This is a genomic window from Serratia sp. JSRIV004 (assembly GCF_019968705.1).
GTDB lineage: Bacteria > Pseudomonadota > Gammaproteobacteria > Enterobacterales > Enterobacteriaceae > Chania > Chania fonticola_B.
In genome coordinates this window covers 4,808,026-4,824,859 of sequence record NZ_CP074140.1, presented here as the reverse complement: position 1 = coordinate 4,824,859, position 16,834 = coordinate 4,808,026, and the positions used below count along the sequence as shown (strand labels likewise).

The following is a 16,834-nucleotide window of genomic DNA, read 5'->3' as shown; positions in this document are numbered from 1 at the left end:
TTTCAATCAAACAAACGGGGCTAACGGATCGGCGGCGGCAAAGGCTACTTCACGTTCTGCCTGTGGGGGATAGATCAACTCGTTGGTAATGGAGACTTTGATTTTCTTTGCCTCTTCTTGGGTGAATTTCACCACCTGATCCCAACCTTCGCTGTAAACCGCGCCCCATGCTCCAAGATCCAGACAGGTAACGTAATTCACCTGGCGGTAGGGCAAGGGGTCAATACCGATCAGATCGGCGGCGACGTTATGGCCGACAAAGCGCCCTAACATAATGGCGTGCTGGCAGGTCATCAGGGCGTGATTGCCTTGATCGTCAGTACTGGCAAAGGCGACATCGCCGGTAGCATAAACTGCGTTCTGCCCAATCACTCTTAAATGCTGATCGACGTGCAGCCTGCCTTGCGGATCGCGCTCACCTGGGATTTGCCGGGTTAACGGGCTGGCCTGTACGCCCACGGTTAAAATCACGGTGCTGGAGGCGATATGTTCGCCGTTTTTCAGCGTCAGCCCGCTCTCATCAATGGCCTTAATCTCGCTATTCAGCCGCCACTCGACGCCTAACTCTAGCGAGGCTTGGCTAATCACGTCGCGCAGTTGCTCGCTGTAACGGCCTCCCGCCACCGGGCTGCGATCGACAACAATCACACGAATTGCAGCAGAGTCACCGAGGATCGCCCGTAAGCGTGCAGGCATTTCGGTGGCCACCTCAATACCGGTAAAGCCGCCGCCACAAACGATGACGGTATTACGTGCGGCGCTGTCAGGCTGATCGGCCAACGCAGCAAGATGCCGCTCCAGGCGGGCTGCGTTCTCCATTTTATCGACGTCGAAGGCGTACTGCTGTGCTCCAGGCAAGGTATGAGCGATGTGGCTACCGGTCGCCATGATCAGGCGATCGTAACGTACGGCAGTCAGTTGGTTCTGTTCGTTGTGGTACCAAACCTGCTGGCTGGCGCTATCAATCTCACTGGCAACCCCGGCGACAAATTTTACCCCGGTTACTGCGAATAATGGCAGCAGCGGAGCGGCGTAGTTCTCCACCTCGGACTCATAGAAACGGGGGCGAATACGCAGCTCTGCCTGAGGGGACAGCACGGTGATCTCGATATCGTGACGACCATAGAGATCGGTTAATCGTGCAGCGCTCAATGCCGCCCACATCCCTGCAAAACCGGCACCCAGGATAAGAATTTGTTGTTTCATGCAGTCACTCCGCTGTTGTTTCATCTGTAAATTGGCTCAATCTTTAACTGCGACTATATTGATCGTAGTTTGTATCATCAAGCCTTTTACACTCAATCGTTAGCAGGTTTTATTTAATTATATGAATTTTATTGTTTTTTAATTTTTTCCGGTGTGGGCGGGATGCTGGCGTTGCATCATTGAGGAGAAGAAATTACTATTTAACTCAGAGTTAATCATGCGGAGAAAACATGGCGTTCTACAGTTCCGGGGTGGAGTATGGCATCCATAGCCTGATGTGTATGGTCGATAGCAAAGGCGAAGGGCGTGAGATGAGCGTGCGCGAAATCGCCGAATTGCAGGGCGTGCCTTATGATTACCTGGCCAAGATATTCACCAAGTTTTCCAAGGCTAAGTTGGTTGAAAGCAGCGAGGGTAAGGGCGGCGGCTTTCGGCTGGCCAAACCGGCCGATCAGATCACCGTACTGGATATCGTGGCGGCTATCGACGGTGAAAAGGCCATCTTCGACTGCAAAGAAATCCGCCAACGCTTGGCCGTCTTTGATGAACCTGCGCCCGACTGGGCCTGTGAAGGCATCTGCGGCGTGCGCCAGGTGATGAATATTGCCCAGCAACGTATGGAAGAGGCGCTATCGCAACATACCGTGCTGGATCTGGTGCGGCGGATGCTGAGAAAGGCACCGGATGTCTTCCCGATCCAGATTGAAGAGTGGATAGATCATCGCCGTAACGATTGAGCATTAGTATTACTGATGCCTGATTAGAAATATCCATTTCCCCTAATAATTTTCTCTTCGTATGATGCGCGTGTTGAACAGCACACGCCGCTTTCCCGGCGCTGATATTTCCAGAAGGAACACCATGTTAGCCATCTATCTGCAAGGCTTTGCCTTGAGCGCCGCGATGATCCTGCCGCTTGGCCCACAAAATGTGTTTGTGATGAATCAGGGGATCCGTCGCCATTATCATCTGATGACCGCCTCGCTGTGCGCGTTGAGCGATATCATTCTGATTTGCGCCGGTATTTTTGGCGGTAGCGCCTTGCTCAGTAGTTCACCTATGCTATTGGCGCTGGTGACCTGGGGCGGCGTTGCTTTCCTGCTGTGGTACGGCTGGGGGGCTTTCCGCACCGCGTTTAGCCAACATATGGAGCTGGCAGCGGCGCAAGAGATGAAGCAAAACCGCTGGCGCATTGTGGTAACCATGTTGGCTGTCACCTGGCTGAACCCACATGTGTACCTCGATACCTTTGTGGTGCTCGGCAGCCTGGGAGGGCAACTGACGCCAGATATTCGTTCCTGGTTTGCCCTTGGCGCGGTCAGCGCTTCGATCGTCTGGTTCTTTGCCTTGGCATTGCTGGCCTCATGGCTGGCGCCGTGGCTGAAAACCCTGACGGCACAACGGATTATCAACGTTCTGGTCGGGCTGGTGATGTGGGTCATTGCGCTACAATTAGCCTGGCATGGGCTAACCTCTAATTGGTAGGAATCGACCATACCAACCCTAGTAGTATTTGAGTCATATTCTTGATTTTTCTATACGAAAAAGCCCGCTTTACGAGAGCGGGCTTTTTATCGCTATGGCTTAACTGCTCAGGCTATTTGCCCTCATCGCTATTGCAAGCTCTAGCAAACTGATCGGTCTTTAAAGCGCAAAAACGTTACCAGCTGAAGGGCCTTTAGCACCATTCTCAATAGAGAATTCTACTTTTTGCCCTTCATCTAACGTTTTAAAATCGTTACTTTGGATCGCAGAAAAATGCACGAAGACATCTTTGCTGCCATCAGCAGGAGTAATAAAACCAAAACCTTTACCTGCATCAAACCATTTTACTAAACCAGTCATTTTATCAGACATAGATACTTCCTTTAATTTTGAGCCACTCAATGTGGCGAACATGGCCTGTTTTGCAGAGATTTACTTATTGGGCACTTAGGAGGAGGCTCATGAAGAAGGATATCTATGGATAGCACTTGGACTGAGGACTGCTTTACTAAAACTGCTTTCATAAGGTCTGTGTTCCAAACCGATGAGCCATAATAGTCACGTGCTGATTAATTTTGCAAGCATTAACTTCACTAACTTTTTTCACACGTGTACCGCGCCTTATCTTTTCGATGGCTGTATGTACGGAACACGAAGCTTGGCTGAACCATGAAAGCTAAAAGCCCCGACCGTTGCAGTCAGGGCTTTTAGGGTACTACAAACTTAAGATTTAACATGAATCAACTTACATAACTTGATACTACTGATTTTGGTACTACTCTAAATGCACTTGTTTATCACAGATAATATTGGGTGATAAAAGATAGCTATATCATCCTCCCTATACTGACTGATGTTTATAACGCCTACTAATCCGAAGAAATATCAAAGATTGAGTAGGTTAAACCAGTACATCTCCCCTCGCGATATAAAGTACTTGATGCGTGGCCTTACTTTCGTTGCGATAACATTCTTTCAACAATACGCAACATCAAAAAACTATAAATCAGAGCCTTACACCATCGCGTTAACATACATACTTTGCGATTATAGAGACTGACTACATGGCCTTAAAACGTTATCGCGTGAGCCTGCCACTCTACCCAACTGCGATTATCCCATATAAAAATATTTCGTGGCCTTTACCGCAAAAAAACAAAAACACTATTAAAAATACATACTGCTTGCGCTCTATATTAACAGCGAGCTGTTTTATGTGCGGCTGTTGATGCCTAATTTACGGGTTTTAGATACTGTGTCAATACTGTTTTTAACAACATGTTTTTATTATCAGTAAATCCAAGTTAAAACAGGCTCAGTATGAAGGTGTGACAAACTCTGATGCTGTTAATACCGGGTTAAAAGGTGTGTTTCTCGCCTGATTTCCTGATCGGTTCTCTCACAATGAAAACCTCAAGAATTCCGCTCCCACCTTTTTTGGCTGAACTCCGTAATACTTTCTCATCATGCCAATGACGTTTTAGCTTTCGATGGGGGTTATTTATGCAATTTAAGTGAGTTGCGTAATCGGTGGATGGGGGCGTTGCTTCGTCTGTCGCAGATCGTACGTACCTTTCCTACCAGAAAACGCAATTTCCGGGATGCGATTTTTCAATTTTTTGCAGGACAACGCTACCCTTTGTCACTAATCCGAATTCCAAGGGCGGCAGGATGTGTTAGCTTTGAAGGTAAGCATTTAGTCATTCAAGGAGACACTGTGAAGCTTAAAGCATTGGCCATGGCCGCAATGATTGGATTAGGCACGTTACCTCTGGCGCTGCAGGCAGCAGAAGTACCTGAAGGGCCGCATGTGGTCACTTCCGGTACGGCCAGCGTTGACGCCACCCCGGATATTGCCACACTGGCGATCGAAGTCAGCGTCTCTGCCAAAGATGCTGCCCAGGCGAAAAAACAGGTTGATGAGCGCGTAGCGCAGTATTTTGACTTCCTGCAAAAAAACGGCATTGAAAAGAAAGATATCAATGCGGCCAACCTGCGGACCCAGCCAGAATATGACTATCTGAAAACCGGTGAATCGCAGCTGAAGGGCTACCAGGCTGTGCGCCAGGTGCAGGTAACCTTGCGCCAGTTGGATAAACTCAACGAGCTGTTGGACGGTGCGCTGAAATCGGGTTTGAACGAAATTCGTGCGGTTGAGCTTGGGGTGGCCAAGCCAGAGGTTTATCGCGAGCAGGCACGTCAGAAAGCGATTGAAAACGCCACTCAGCAAGCTGCCTCGTTAGCGCAGGGCTTTAAGGCCAAGCTGGGGCCGGTGTACAGCATTCGCTATCACGTTGCCAACTACCAGCCGATGCCGGTCGCGCGCATGTTTAAGGCCGCTGCTGCGGCACCGGAAAGCGATGCCGCTCAGACTTACGAACAGCAAAGTATTCACTTTGACGATCAGGTGGACGTGGTATTCGAGCTGAAAACCAACGCCGCACAGTAAGCAATCTCTTGCCGGGGCGCGGTGTTATGCCGCGCCTTTAATCCTGCCTTAATACCTGATGCCCGTGAGACAGCAGCGCATCGGTGACCTTACGCATCATGCGGCTCTCCGGTGCAAAGCGGTGCCAGAACAGCATACGGCGCTGGAACAGGCCCGGAGTCAGGTCGATCAGTTCTCCGCTAGCCAGCTCTCTCTCAATCTGCAGATGCGGGATCATACAGCAGGTGGTGCCTTGCCGTGCCAACTGAACAAACGCCTCTGACGAGTTAACGATATGGCAGGGAACGCTGCCCGGCGAGAGATCGAAGTTCTGCTGTAAAAATGCCTGATGCATATCATCGAGATGATCGAATGCCACCGCCGGTGCCTTCAGCAGGGCGGAGCGGGTCACGCCGTTGGGGAAATAGCGATCGGCAAAGGCTTTTGAGGCGACGAACAGATAGTCCAACGCGCCCAACCGATCGACCAGGCAGCTCGGCAGCGGCTGCGGCTGGATACTCACCGCGCCCACCACTTCCCCCCGGCGCAGACGTTCCTGCGTGCGGGTTTCGTCTTCCACCTGCAAATTCAGGCGCACCGGGGAATCGGCCAGTACCGGTTTTAGTGCCGGTAACAGCCAGGTTGCCAGGCTGTCGGCGTTGACCGCCAGTGACAGCAACAGCGGCGTATCGACCCCATTGTCATTCCCTAACCACTCCTCTTCCAGCAGCTCGACCTGATGCAGCAAGGCCAGCAGTTTTTGACCCTGCTCGGTTGGGCGCGGTGGCACGGTGCGTACCAGTAGCGGTTGGCCGAACAGGTTTTCCAACTGTTTGATGCGCTGGGATACCGCCGATTGGGTGATACAAAGTTTTTGTGCCGCGCGCTCAAAGCCACGCTCACGGATCACCGCGTCCAGCGCTTGCAGCGTTCTATAGTCTGGGCGTTTCATCGGAGAGAAGATCCCTTTTAGTAAATTGATTCAGGCACTATGCCACATTTTTGCACTTTCTCAGGTGAAAAAATCCCGCCGCTCTTTTCAGCGCGGGCGTCGTAGGGAGGGGCAGAAATGTGCGTCAGGTTAAATAAGTGTGTTTTAGCCTAAGTTGCCGTCAGTGATTTACCCTATAATACGCACACGTTTTCGTACATAGGCAATGAGCACATCATGACTCAGGATGAACTGAAAAAAGCGGTAGGTTGGGCAGCATTGGAATACGTGAAGCCTGGCACTATCGTGGGCGTGGGCACCGGCTCTACCGCGGCTCACTTTATTGATGCGTTGGGTTCGATCAAACACCAGATCGAAGGCGCGGTATCCAGCTCAGACGCGTCGACCGCCAAGCTGAAAAGCCTGGGGATCCACGTTTTCGATAGCAATGAAGTGGATTCGTTGGATATCTACGTGGACGGTGCCGATGAAATCAACGGCCACATGCAGATGATTAAAGGCGGTGGCGCGGCTCTGACCCGTGAGAAGATCATTGCTGCCATTGCTCGTCAGTTTATCTGCATTGTCGACTCCACCAAGCAGGTTGATGTGCTGGGTAAATTCCCGCTGCCGGTAGAAGTGATCCCGATGGCCCGTTCCTACGTAGCGCGTGAGTTGGTCAAGCTGGGCGGCCTGCCGGAATATCGCCAGAACGTGTTAACCGATAACGGCAACGTGATCCTGGACGTGCACAACCTGGAAATCCTTGACGCTATCGCGCTGGAAAATAAGATCAACAGCATCGCCGGTGTGGTTACCGTGGGTCTGTTTGCCAACCGTGGCGCGGACGTTGCACTGGTCGGCACGCCGGATGGCGTAAAAAAAGTGGTCAGATAATCTGGCCATGACAGCGGCGAGCCTGCTGACATAGCCTCAGCCGGTTCGCCGCTTTTTACGGGCTAACGGCCCGCCACGCATAATTCTTGTCTTAAAATATCTTTTCTCAAAATCGACGAATTTGGTGACATATGTCACATTCCGTGAATAACCTCCGTTAAGCTTCTGCCTAAATCTTTCCCGATGGCATTTTCCACCAGAAAGCACCGACATCGCTGAGCCTTGTGCTAACGGGCAGGCAATCGTTTGTATTGCCGGGCGCGTTATTTTTGTTATGTTGGAGGGACGTGCTGTTGATTTTGGGTTGCTGCCGGTCTGGCGGTAATGTGAAAGCTATACCCTCTGGATTTCAAGCTGTCGCTTGGAATATGACGGGTATAAAGGGGAAAACAGCCGCTTCTGAAGTCTGATTATAGGGTCGGGTAAATGGCAAAAGTATCATTGGAGAAAGACAGGATTAAGTTCCTGTTGGTAGAAGGGGTTCATCAGAGCACCGTAGATAACCTGCGTGCTGCCGGATATAGCAACATCGAATATCATAAAGGTGCGTTAGACACCGAAGCGCTGAAGGCATCGATCCGTGATGCACACTTCGTGGGTATCCGATCGCGTACGCATCTGTCCGAGGAAGTTTTCGCGGCCGCAGAGAAGCTGGTCGCGGTGGGCTGTTTCTGTATCGGCACCAACCAGGTTGATTTGAAAGCAGCGACCAAACGCGGCATTCCGGTGTTTAACGCGCCTTTCTCCAATACTCGATCCGTGGCCGAAATGGTGCTGGGTGAGCTGCTGTTGATGCTGCGCGGGATCCCAATGGCCAACGCCAAGGCACACCGTGGCCAGTGGCAGAAACTGGCCGTGGGCTCGTATGAAGCGCGGGGCAAAAAGTTGGGGATCATCGGCTACGGCCACATCGGGACTCAGCTTGGCATCCTGGCGGAAGGCCTGGGGATGAAGGTGTTCTTCTACGACATCGAGAACAAGCTGCCGTTGGGTAATGCCCAACAGGTGCGTCATCTTTCCGACCTGCTCAATATGAGCGACGTGGTTACGCTGCACGTGCCGGAAACGCTGTCGACCAAGAACATGATCGGCACCGAAGAGCTGGCGCTGATGAAGCCAGGTGCGATCCTGATCAACGCCTCACGTGGCACCGTGGTAGATATCCCGGCACTGTGTAACGCCTTGGCGAGCAACCATCTGGCTGGTGCGGCAATCGACGTGTTCCCGGAAGAGCCGGCAACCAACAGCGATCCGTTCAATTCTCCACTGTGCGAGTTCGATAACGTGCTGTTGACGCCGCATATCGGCGGTTCAACCCAGGAAGCGCAGGAGAACATCGGTGATGAAGTGGCTGGCAAGCTCGCGAAGTATTCCGATAACGGCTCAACGCTGTCTGCGGTCAACTTCCCAGAAGTATCGCTGCCAGCTCATGGCCCGAACGCCAGCCGTTTGCTGCATATTCATGAAAACCGTCCAGGCATCCTGACGCAGATTAACCAGATCTTCGCCGAAGAAGGGGTGAACATCGCGGCCCAGTATCTGCAGACCAGCTCGGAAATCGGCTACGTGGTTATCGATATCGAAGCGGAAACCGAACGTGCTGATGCTGCGTTGCAACGTATGAAAGCGATCGAAGGGACTATCCGCGCCCGCTTACTGCTCTAGTCGGTAACCGACGGAAAACATCAAGGCCGGAGCAATCCGGCCTTTTGCTATGCGGAGACTGGCCAGGCCCAGGTTTGTGACGGGGTGATAATCTCTGGCAGGGGAATATCCCATTGTTCCACCGGCAAGGCGCTAACCCGTTGGCAATCGTGCGCAATCCCCATCGGATAGGGGCCAATGTGTTGCCAGTTCTGCAAGGTGCGATCGTAAAACCCGCCGCCCATCCCCAGACGTTGCCCTGCCGAATCGAAGGCGACCAGCGGCGTCAAGACTACATCCAATTGTGACACCGGCAAGACGTTGCGGACATCGAGCGCTGGCTCGAGGATTTTGAAGCGGTTACTCACCAGAGGTGTTTGCGCGGTGTAATGCAGGAATAACAGGTTACCGGGGCTGAACGGATGTAACACCGGCAGATAAACCTGTTTACCCAGTTGCCACAGTCGCTCGATCAGCGGGCCTGTATTTAGTTCGCCATCAAAAGAGAGAAACGCCGCAATGCTTCTGGCCGCCTGAATGCGGGGATGTTGCGCAATATTGCAGGCCATTTGCTGGGCAAAATCATGCTGCTGAGCGGGCGTTAAGGCACGACGTCGTTGGCGTATTTCGTTACGGATGAGTTGGCGTTGCTGAGCGAACTGAGGTTGCAAAGACATAGTGTGAGATTCGCCAAAAGTGGTGAGTTAACACACTGAAAACGCAGGTGAAGGGATCTCCGAGATGCCGTCGCAGGCTGTAACCCTTGAACCCATGGTTCAAGGTGAACGTGCTGTCACAATCTTAAGGCTTCTCGGACGGGCCGAGCATGCACACCGATCATGGATCATCACATTCTGTTGGTACTAAATATCGGCTCAGGGGACTGGCCCGCTGGCAAACATCTCAGAGAAATTTTTCACTCATTGCCGGAGCCTTCAACTCCAGCAACTTAAGTTATTCGAATTGTGCATCCTGACGTTCAGAGATGCGACCCTGTTCAAGCAGTGCTTGTTCAATGGTCTGTTGCAGCATACGAATTCGTTGTTCCATATTGGCCGCATAGTCACGCGTTTTCAAGCGTTCTTGAGCAAGTTCGTGACAGACGTTCAATGCCGCGATAAATACGAGTTGCTCTGTATTTGTGACTCTAGTGCGAACTTTAAGATCTTGCAACCGTTGGTTAAGATCTTCTGCTGCCATGTTCAACGCATCTTGTTGTTCTGGCGGGCAATTGACTCTTAACGAGCGGCCAAAAATTTGAATATCTACCGGTTGTGCAGACATGCCACCTTCCTGCCTAAATTTCGCGCCAGCACCGGTCAGCCATTGCCGGGCTGCCGAAGCGGGCGTCACTATATATACCTGGGTACCAAGATTCAACACTTTTTCAGTACCTGGTTGTAATCTACCGCGCCTAACCTTACCAGACAAAAAACGGTTGCAAAATGCGTATTTACCGTACGTTTGCCCGGACTGCGCTGATTATAACTAGCCACTGAGGTGTTGCCTCAACTGGTATACCAACGGACCTTGGTGGTAGCATAACACGAACTTATCCTGCCAACGATGACGAATGCGCATGTCTATACAGAATACATTTCCAAGTTACCAATCTTTGACCGTGGCTCTTAACCAGCAGGCGGTTGCTTTGACCGCAGCCGAGATGCACGGTTTGATCAGTGGCCTGCTGTGCGGTGGCAACCGTGACGCCAGCTGGCAGACGCTGGTGTTTGATCTGACCAACGAAGGCATTGCCTTCCCGCAGGCGTTGAGCCAACCGTTACAGCAGCTGCATGAAATCACTCGTGATACGCTGGAAGATGACGAGTTCATGTTCCAACTGATGATGCCGGAAGGCGAAACCGTCAGCGTGTTTGACCGTGCGGATGCCTTGGCGGGGTGGGTAAACCACTTCCTGTTGGGGCTGGGCATGATGCAACCGAAGCTGGCGCAGGTGAAAGATGAAGTGGGCGAGGCGATCGACGATCTGCGTAATATCGCTCAACTGGGTTATGACGAAGGCGAAGACCAGGAAGAACTGGAACAGTCGCTGGAAGAAGTGGTGGAGTATGTGCGCGTTGCTGCGCTGCTTTGCCATACTGAATTTACCCGCCAGAAACCGACGGCCCCGGAAAATAAACGGCCGACGTTGCACTGACCGGCGGATCCCGCGTCCGTTGGCCGAGAGCGCTGATAACCCCTACTGACTGCGTTCAGCAGGTGGCATAAACCGATTTCAGGAGATGTGATGACCCAGCAGGAATTCCATAAACGCCGTCAGGCTTTGTTGGCACAGATGGCTCCGGCCAGCGCGGCAGTGATATTCGCCGCACCGGAAGCGACGCGTAGTGCAGACTCTGAATATCCTTATCGTCAGAACAGTGATTTCTGGTATCTGACCGGTTTCAACGAGCCGGAAGCGGTGTTGATCCTGGTGAAGAGTGATGAAACTCATAACCACAGCGTGCTGTTCAACCGCGTACGCGATCTGACGGCAGAAATCTGGTTTGGCCGCCGTTTGGGCCAAGACGCGGCTCCGGCCAAGTTGGGGGTAGACCGCGCGCTGGCCTTCGACGAAATCAACGATCAACTGCACCTGCTGCTCAACGGCCTGGACGTGGTGTATCACGCCCAGGGGCAATATGCCTATGCCGATGAAATTCTGTTTGGCGCGCTGGATAAACTGCGTAAAGGCTTCCGTCAGAACCTGGAAGCCCCTGCAACCCTGACGGATTACCGTCCTTGGCTGCATGACATGCGCCTGTTCAAATCGGCAGAAGAAGTTGCTGTTATGCGCCGCGCCGGTGAGATCAGCGCCATGGCGCATACCCGTGCGATGGAAAAGTGCCGCCCGGGTATGTTCGAATATCAGCTCGAAGGGGAGATCCTGCACGAATTTAACCGCTTGGGTGCCCGCTTCCCGTCTTACAACACCATCGTCGGCAGCGGAGAGAATGGCTGCATCCTGCATTACACCGAAAACGAGTGTGAAATGCGTGACGGCGATTTGGTGCTGATTGATGCCGGTTGTGAATATCGTGGTTATGCCGGCGATATTACCCGCACCTTCCCGGTTAACGGCAAGTTCAGCAAGCCGCAGCGTGAGGTATATGACATCGTGCTGGCGTCGATCAACAAGGCGCTGGAAATGTTTAAACCGGGTATCAGCATTCGCGAAGTGAACGATCAGGTCGTTCGCATCATGATCGCCGGGTTGGTTGAGCTGGGCGTGATGAAGGGCGATGTGGAACAGCTGTTTGCCGAGCAGGCACACCGCCAGTTCTTTATGCACGGCCTGAGCCATTGGTTGGGGCTGGATGTGCATGACGTGGGCCACTATGGCTCAGCGAGCCGCGATCGCGTGCTGGAGCCAGGTATGGTGTTGACGGTAGAACCTGGCCTGTATATCGCACCGGATGCCGATGTGCCGCAGGAGTATCGCGGTATCGGTATCCGCATTGAAGATGACATCCTGATCACCCAAGACGGCAATGAGAACTTGACCGCCAGCGTGGTGAAGGATGCCGACGCAATTGAGGCTTTGATGGCGGCGGCCAGATAACATGAGCGTAATCATTGTGGGCGGTGGGATGGCTGGCGCTACGTTGGCACTGGCGATTTCATCACTGACTCAGGGCAAGGTGGCCGTCGAGCTGGTGGAGGCTACTCGGCCGGACGATCGCGCGCATCCTGGCTTTGATGCACGGGCTATCGCTCTGGCGCAGGGAACCTGCCAACAGCTGGCGCGTATCGGCGTTTGGGCTGCCTTGCGGGACTGTGCCACGGCAATCACTCACGTCCACGTTAGCGATCGCGGGCATGCCGGTTTTGTGAACCTGCACGCGCGGGACTATCAGGTGGAGGCATTGGGGCAGGTGATTGAACTGCACGATGCCGGGCAGCGGTTGTTTGCGTTGCTGGCGAAAGCCCCTGGGGTCACTCTGCATTGCCCGGCCAAAGTGGTCGATGTGCTGCGCACCGCCGATCGTGCTGAAGTGCAGTTGGATAATGGGCAGCGCCTGACGGGCCAGTTGCTGGTGGCGGCAGACGGTTCACGTTCGGCGCTGGCGCAGGCCTGCAATATCCAGTGGCAGCAGAGTGATTACCCGCAGTTTGCCACCATTGCCAACGTTTCAACGGCCGAGGCTCCGCAAGGGCGGGCGTTTGAACGTTTCACCCGCTACGGGCCGTTGGCGCTGTTGCCGATGTCTGGCGGGCGTAGCTCGCTGGTGTGGTGTCACGCACGGGAAACTCGTCAGCAGGTCGATAGCTGGAGTGATGAGCGTTTTCTCAGTGAGCTGCAACAGGCCTTCGGCTGGCGGCTGGGTAAGATGCTGAAGGCGGGCAAGCGCCACAGCTACCCTCTTAGCCTGCTAAGGGCAAATCAGCACGTGAGCCACCGCTTGGCGCTGGTTGGCAACGCGGCGCAAACGCTGCATCCAATCGCTGGGCAAGGGTTCAACCTGGGTTTGCGAGATGTGATGTCGCTGGCGGAAACCCTGGCAGAAGCCGCGCAGGCTGGCACCGATCTGGGGGCCTATGCGCTATTGAGCCAGTATCAGCAACGTCGGCAACAGGATCAGCAGGCGACCATCGGCGTCACCGACGGTTTGATACGCCTGTTTGCCAATAGCTACGCACCGCTGGTTGCCGGGCGTAATCTGGGGCTGATGGCAATGGAGCAGTTACCGGCCATGCGCGATGCCTTTGCCAAACGCACGTTAGGTTGGGTTGAACGCTAATTTTTCCCTTAGCTATGTTGCTGAAGTCGGCCAGAATGTTGACTGTTGTCACCGTACCAACTCCCCCTCCTTTGGGAGAGGGTTGGGCCGAAGTTGGGATGAACACTAATTTTTGCCCTACCTGCCTTGCTGATGTGGGGCAATATTTTGATAAAAGTCACCAAATCAGCTCCCTCTCCCTGTGGGAGAGGGTTGGGGTGAGGGGCAAATTTAAGGAACTCAAGCAGCATGCAATCATTTGATGTGATTATCGCCGGTGGCGGTATGGTGGGATTGGCACTGGCCTGCGGTTTGCAGGGCAGCGGCCTGCGCGTAGCGGTGCTGGAACAACGGCAGCCGGAATTATCGCCGCTGCCAGAGCAACCCGCGTTGCGTGTATCTGCCATTAACGCCGCCAGCGAGCGCTTGCTGCAAAGCATTGGCGTGTGGGATGAGATCCGCAACCTGCGCGCCAGCCCGTATAACGCGATGGAAGTCTGGGATCGTGACAGCTTCGGCAAGATCGCGTTTCGCGGCGACGAATGTGGTTTCAGCCACCTCGGCCATATCATTGAAAACGAGGTGATCCAGCAGGCTCTGTGGCATAAGGCGGCCACCTTGGCCGACGTAACGCTGCTCGCTCCGGCCGCGCTGAAACAGGTGGCATGGGGGGAAAACGACGCCTTCGTCACGTTGGAAGATGGCCGCATGTTAACCGCCCGGTTGGTGATCGGTGCCGATGGAGCCAACTCCTGGCTGCGCCAACACGCCGATATCCCGCTGACCTTCTGGGACTACCGCCACAGCGCGCTGGTGGCCACCATTCGCACCGAAGAGCCCCATCTGGCTACGGCGCGTCAGGTATTTCATGGCGAAGGGATCCTGGCCTTCCTGCCGTTTAGCGATCCACATTTGAGTTCGATCGTCTGGTCGGTTGCGCCAGAAGAAGCTGAACGGCTGCAACAGCTGGAACCTGAAGCCTTTAACCGCGAACTGGCGATGACCTTCGATATGCGTTTGGGCAACTGCCAGCTTGAAAGCGAGCGGCTGACCTTCCCGCTTACCGGGCGATACGCTCGCAGCTTTGCCGCCCATCGTCTGGCGCTGGTGGGGGATGCGGCACATACCGTGCATCCGCTGGCTGGGCAGGGCGTAAACCTGGGCTTTATGGACGCCGCCGAGCTGATATCCGAGCTGAAACGCTTGCAACGTCAGGGCAAGGATATCGGTCAACACCTGTATCTGCGCCGTTATGAGCGCCGCCGCAAGCACGGTGCCGCAGTGATGCTGGCGAGTATGCAAGGGTTCCGCGAACTGTTTGCAGGCCATAACCCGGCGAAAAAACTGCTGCGTGACGTGGGCTTAAGGCTGGCCGACAGCCTGCCGGGCGTGAAGCCGAAGCTGGTGCGTCAGGCCATGGGGCTTAACGATCTGCCGGACTGGCTCGCCTAGTCAGCTTGGGGCTGACAAACCTCACTATGGGGCGCGGCATACTGCGCCCGCTAATCTGCATGTTTACCCGTCATCGATTTCTCTTATACCTCTCTTCGTTTGAGAAATTCTAATTTCAGGCAGAATTTATCATTACTTTTTCTAATTCCATGGCCGGTTATCAAAAACCGAAATTCTCTATCCCAGCCTCTGTTTGTTATATAACTTCGGATTTTTGCCGCTTTAATTGTTAATTTTGTGCCTCAAAGCGCATTTTTCCAGTGAAAAACTCTGCAAACTAACGCGGCATTTTACCGACCCTGAATCCGGTCGAGCCTATTTTAACTTATGGTTAATAGGGGCGTTCGGTGTTAACGTCAGGGCAAAGGTATCGTTTGCGTCGTTGACCATTGGCGAGGCAATTTGTGTTGAGCAGCCAGCGTGTTTCGCGCAATCAGGCCCGCGAGCTACACCCGCCTTATTGCGTAATAACACCCTGTCTTCGGCTACTTGAGTGGAAAGAGGGAAAAGATGGCAAAGCAAACCCCACTGTACGACCAGCACGTGGCGTGCGGTGCGCGCATGGTTGATTTTCATGGCTGGATGATGCCGCTGCACTATGGCTCCCAGATTGATGAACACCACGCCGTGCGTCAGGATGCCGGCATGTTCGATGTCTCCCATATGACCATCGTGGATCTGCACGGTGCTCGTACCCGTGAATTCCTGCGTTACCTGCTGGCGAACGATGTCGCCAAACTCACTCAATCGGGTAAAGCGCTGTATACCGGCATGCTGAATGCGTCCGGCGGCGTGATCGACGATCTGATCGTCTATTTCTTTACCGAAGACTATTTCCGCCTGGTGGTGAACTCCGCCACCCGCGAAAAGGATCTGGCCTGGATCGAACAGCATGCGGCTCCGTTCAACGTTGAGCTGACGGTGCGTGACGATCTGGCGCTGGTTGCGGTGCAAGGCCCACAAGCCAAAGAGCGCGCCGCCACCTTGTTTACCCCAGAACAGAAGCAGGCTGTGGAAGGCATGAAGCCGTTCTTCGGCGTGCAGGCGGGGGATCTGTTTATTGCTACCACCGGCTATACCGGCGAAGCGGGCTATGAAATTGCCCTGCCGAAAGAGCAGGTGGTGGATTTCTGGCAGAAACTGCTGGCAGCCGGGGTGAAACCTGCCGGCCTGGGCGCCCGCGATACTCTGCGCCTGGAAGCCGGTATGAACCTCTACGGCCAGGAAATGGACGAAGGCGTTTCACCGTTAGCCGCCAATATGGGCTGGACCGTTGCCTGGGAACCGCAGGATCGTCAGTTTATCGGCCGTGAAGCGTTGGAACAGCAGCGTGAAAAAGGCACCGAACAACTGGTCGGCTTGATCATGACGGAAAAAGGCGTATTACGTAATGAGCTGCCGGTGCATTTCACCGATGCGAACGGTCAATCCCAGGTTGGGGTGATCACCAGCGGTTCTTTCTCACCAACCTTGGGCTTCAGCATTGCGTTGGCAAGGGTTCCGGCCGGTATCGGTGAGCAGGCTATCGTACAGATCCGTAACCGTGAAATGCCAGTGAAAGTCTGTAAGCCAGGTTTTGTACGTGCCGGTAAGTCACTGATCAATTAGTTTTTATTCTTCGAAGGAGTAGCAGGCCAATGAGCAATGTGCCAACAGAATTGAAATACGCCACCTCCCATGAGTGGGTGCGTGACGCAGGCAACGGCGAATACGTTGTTGGTATCACCGAACACGCGCAGGAACTGCTGGGCGATATGGTGTTTGTCGATCTGCCGGAAGTCGGCACCACGGTTTCCGCGGGTGATGACTGTGCCGTTGCGGAGTCGGTCAAGGCCGCTTCCGATATTTATGCGCCCATCAGCGGTGAGATCATCGCGGTTAACGGCGAACTAGAAAGCTCCCCGGAGCTGGTCAACAGCGAGCCATACGGCGAAGGTTGGCTGTTCCGCATCAAGGCGTCCGATGCGGCAGAGCTAGACAAGCTGCTAGATGCGGGTGCTTACCAGGCCTCCATCGACGAATAATCACTATCACGCCCCACCACCCTGTGGGGCGTTTTGCAGTTCAGGC

At 53.8% G+C, this 16,834-nt stretch carries 16 protein-coding genes and 1 other RNA gene; 11 read left to right on the top strand and 6 right to left on the bottom strand.

All coding sequences use genetic code 11. The annotated features are described in order from the left end of the window. Nucleotides 1–6: 6 nt before the first annotated feature. Nucleotides 7–1,206 (bottom strand): NAD(P)/FAD-dependent oxidoreductase, encoded by a 1,200-nt coding sequence (locus tag KGP21_RS22965; RefSeq protein WP_209522761.1) that lies wholly within the window; start codon nucleotides 1,204–1,206, stop codon nucleotides 7–9. 230 nt (nucleotides 1,207–1,436) lie between these two features. On the opposite strand from KGP21_RS22965, the gene KGP21_RS22960 reads away from it, so the two are divergent. Next, nucleotides 1,437–1,943 (top strand): Rrf2 family transcriptional regulator, encoded by a 507-nt coding sequence (locus KGP21_RS22960; RefSeq protein ID WP_021806214.1) that lies wholly within the window; start codon nucleotides 1,437–1,439, stop codon nucleotides 1,941–1,943. Nucleotides 1,944–2,067: 124 nt separating this feature from the next. Next, on the top strand, nucleotides 2,068–2,691 hold the full coding sequence (argO, locus tag KGP21_RS22955; protein WP_021806213.1) for an arginine exporter ArgO: 624 nt from the start codon (nucleotides 2,068–2,070) through the stop codon (nucleotides 2,689–2,691). Nucleotides 2,692–2,850: 159 nt separating this feature from the next. Here the strand turns inward: argO and cspA are convergent, their stop codons facing one another. Further along, nucleotides 2,851–3,063, bottom strand: coding sequence for an RNA chaperone/antiterminator CspA (gene cspA, locus KGP21_RS22950; RefSeq protein ID WP_021806212.1), 213 nt, complete (start codon nucleotides 3,061–3,063; stop codon nucleotides 2,851–2,853). Between the two features lie 1,345 nt (nucleotides 3,064–4,408). Between cspA and KGP21_RS22945 the strand changes: the two genes are divergently transcribed. Beyond that, nucleotides 4,409–5,140, top strand: a complete 732-nt coding sequence (locus KGP21_RS22945; protein ID WP_021179787.1) for an oxidative stress defense protein — start codon at nucleotides 4,409–4,411, stop codon at nucleotides 5,138–5,140. Between the two features lie 37 nt (nucleotides 5,141–5,177). Here the strand turns inward: KGP21_RS22945 and KGP21_RS22940 are convergent, their stop codons facing one another. Next, nucleotides 5,178–6,071 (bottom strand): LysR family transcriptional regulator ArgP, encoded by an 894-nt coding sequence (locus tag KGP21_RS22940; protein WP_021179788.1) that lies wholly within the window; start codon nucleotides 6,069–6,071, stop codon nucleotides 5,178–5,180. Between the two features lie 216 nt (nucleotides 6,072–6,287). Between KGP21_RS22940 and rpiA the strand changes: the two genes are divergently transcribed. Both rpiA and serA read left to right on the top strand, forming a co-directional pair. Continuing rightward, nucleotides 6,288–6,947 (top strand): ribose-5-phosphate isomerase RpiA, encoded by a 660-nt coding sequence (gene rpiA, locus KGP21_RS22935; protein WP_037375716.1) that lies wholly within the window; start codon nucleotides 6,288–6,290, stop codon nucleotides 6,945–6,947. Nucleotides 6,948–7,373: 426 nt separating this feature from the next. Then, on the top strand, nucleotides 7,374–8,612 hold the full coding sequence (gene serA, locus KGP21_RS22930; RefSeq protein ID WP_021179789.1) for a phosphoglycerate dehydrogenase: 1,239 nt from the start codon (nucleotides 7,374–7,376) through the stop codon (nucleotides 8,610–8,612). A gap of 47 nt (nucleotides 8,613–8,659) precedes the next feature. Here serA and KGP21_RS22925 read toward each other — a convergent pair whose 3' ends face one another. From KGP21_RS22925 to zapA, 3 genes are all read right to left on the bottom strand, one after another. Next, nucleotides 8,660–9,268: a 5-formyltetrahydrofolate cyclo-ligase gene (locus KGP21_RS22925; RefSeq protein ID WP_021806210.1), complete on the bottom strand. Its 609-nt coding sequence runs from the start codon at nucleotides 9,266–9,268 to the stop codon at nucleotides 8,660–8,662. Between the two features lie 52 nt (nucleotides 9,269–9,320). Further along, nucleotides 9,321–9,504, bottom strand: a non-coding RNA gene (gene ssrS, locus KGP21_RS22920) — 6S RNA. A gap of 41 nt (nucleotides 9,505–9,545) precedes the next feature. After that, nucleotides 9,546–9,875 (bottom strand): cell division protein ZapA, encoded by a 330-nt coding sequence (zapA, locus tag KGP21_RS22915; RefSeq protein ID WP_021179791.1) that lies wholly within the window; start codon nucleotides 9,873–9,875, stop codon nucleotides 9,546–9,548. Nucleotides 9,876–10,170: 295 nt separating this feature from the next. Here zapA and KGP21_RS22910 point away from each other — a divergent pair, with 295 nt between their 5' ends. The 6 genes from KGP21_RS22910 to gcvH all read left to right on the top strand — a co-directional run bounded on the left by KGP21_RS22910 (nucleotide 10,171) and on the right by gcvH (nucleotide 16,788). Beyond that, a complete protein-coding gene (locus KGP21_RS22910) occupies nucleotides 10,171–10,749 on the top strand; it encodes a YecA family protein (protein ID WP_024486381.1) in 579 nt (192 codons plus the stop codon). Nucleotides 10,750–10,839: 90 nt separating this feature from the next. Further along, complete coding sequence (gene pepP / locus KGP21_RS22905; RefSeq protein WP_021806207.1) at nucleotides 10,840–12,153, top strand: Xaa-Pro aminopeptidase; 1,314 nt, start codon at nucleotides 10,840–10,842, stop codon at nucleotides 12,151–12,153. A gap of 1 nt (nucleotide 12,154) precedes the next feature. Continuing rightward, entirely contained in the window at nucleotides 12,155–13,333 is a 1,179-nt protein-coding gene (gene ubiH, locus KGP21_RS22900) for a 2-octaprenyl-6-methoxyphenyl hydroxylase (protein ID WP_059201696.1), read from the top strand. Nucleotides 13,334–13,561: 228 nt separating this feature from the next. After that, nucleotides 13,562–14,764 (top strand): FAD-dependent 2-octaprenylphenol hydroxylase, encoded by a 1,203-nt coding sequence (ubiI, locus tag KGP21_RS22895; protein WP_059201695.1) that lies wholly within the window; start codon nucleotides 13,562–13,564, stop codon nucleotides 14,762–14,764. 510 nt (nucleotides 14,765–15,274) lie between these two features. Beyond that, nucleotides 15,275–16,372, top strand: a complete 1,098-nt coding sequence (gcvT, locus tag KGP21_RS22890) for a glycine cleavage system aminomethyltransferase GcvT (protein ID WP_223536346.1) — start codon at nucleotides 15,275–15,277, stop codon at nucleotides 16,370–16,372. Nucleotides 16,373–16,401: 29 nt separating this feature from the next. Next, nucleotides 16,402–16,788 (top strand): glycine cleavage system protein GcvH, encoded by a 387-nt coding sequence (gcvH, locus tag KGP21_RS22885; protein WP_021806203.1) that lies wholly within the window; start codon nucleotides 16,402–16,404, stop codon nucleotides 16,786–16,788. The last annotated feature ends 46 nt before the right edge of the window (nucleotides 16,789–16,834 follow it).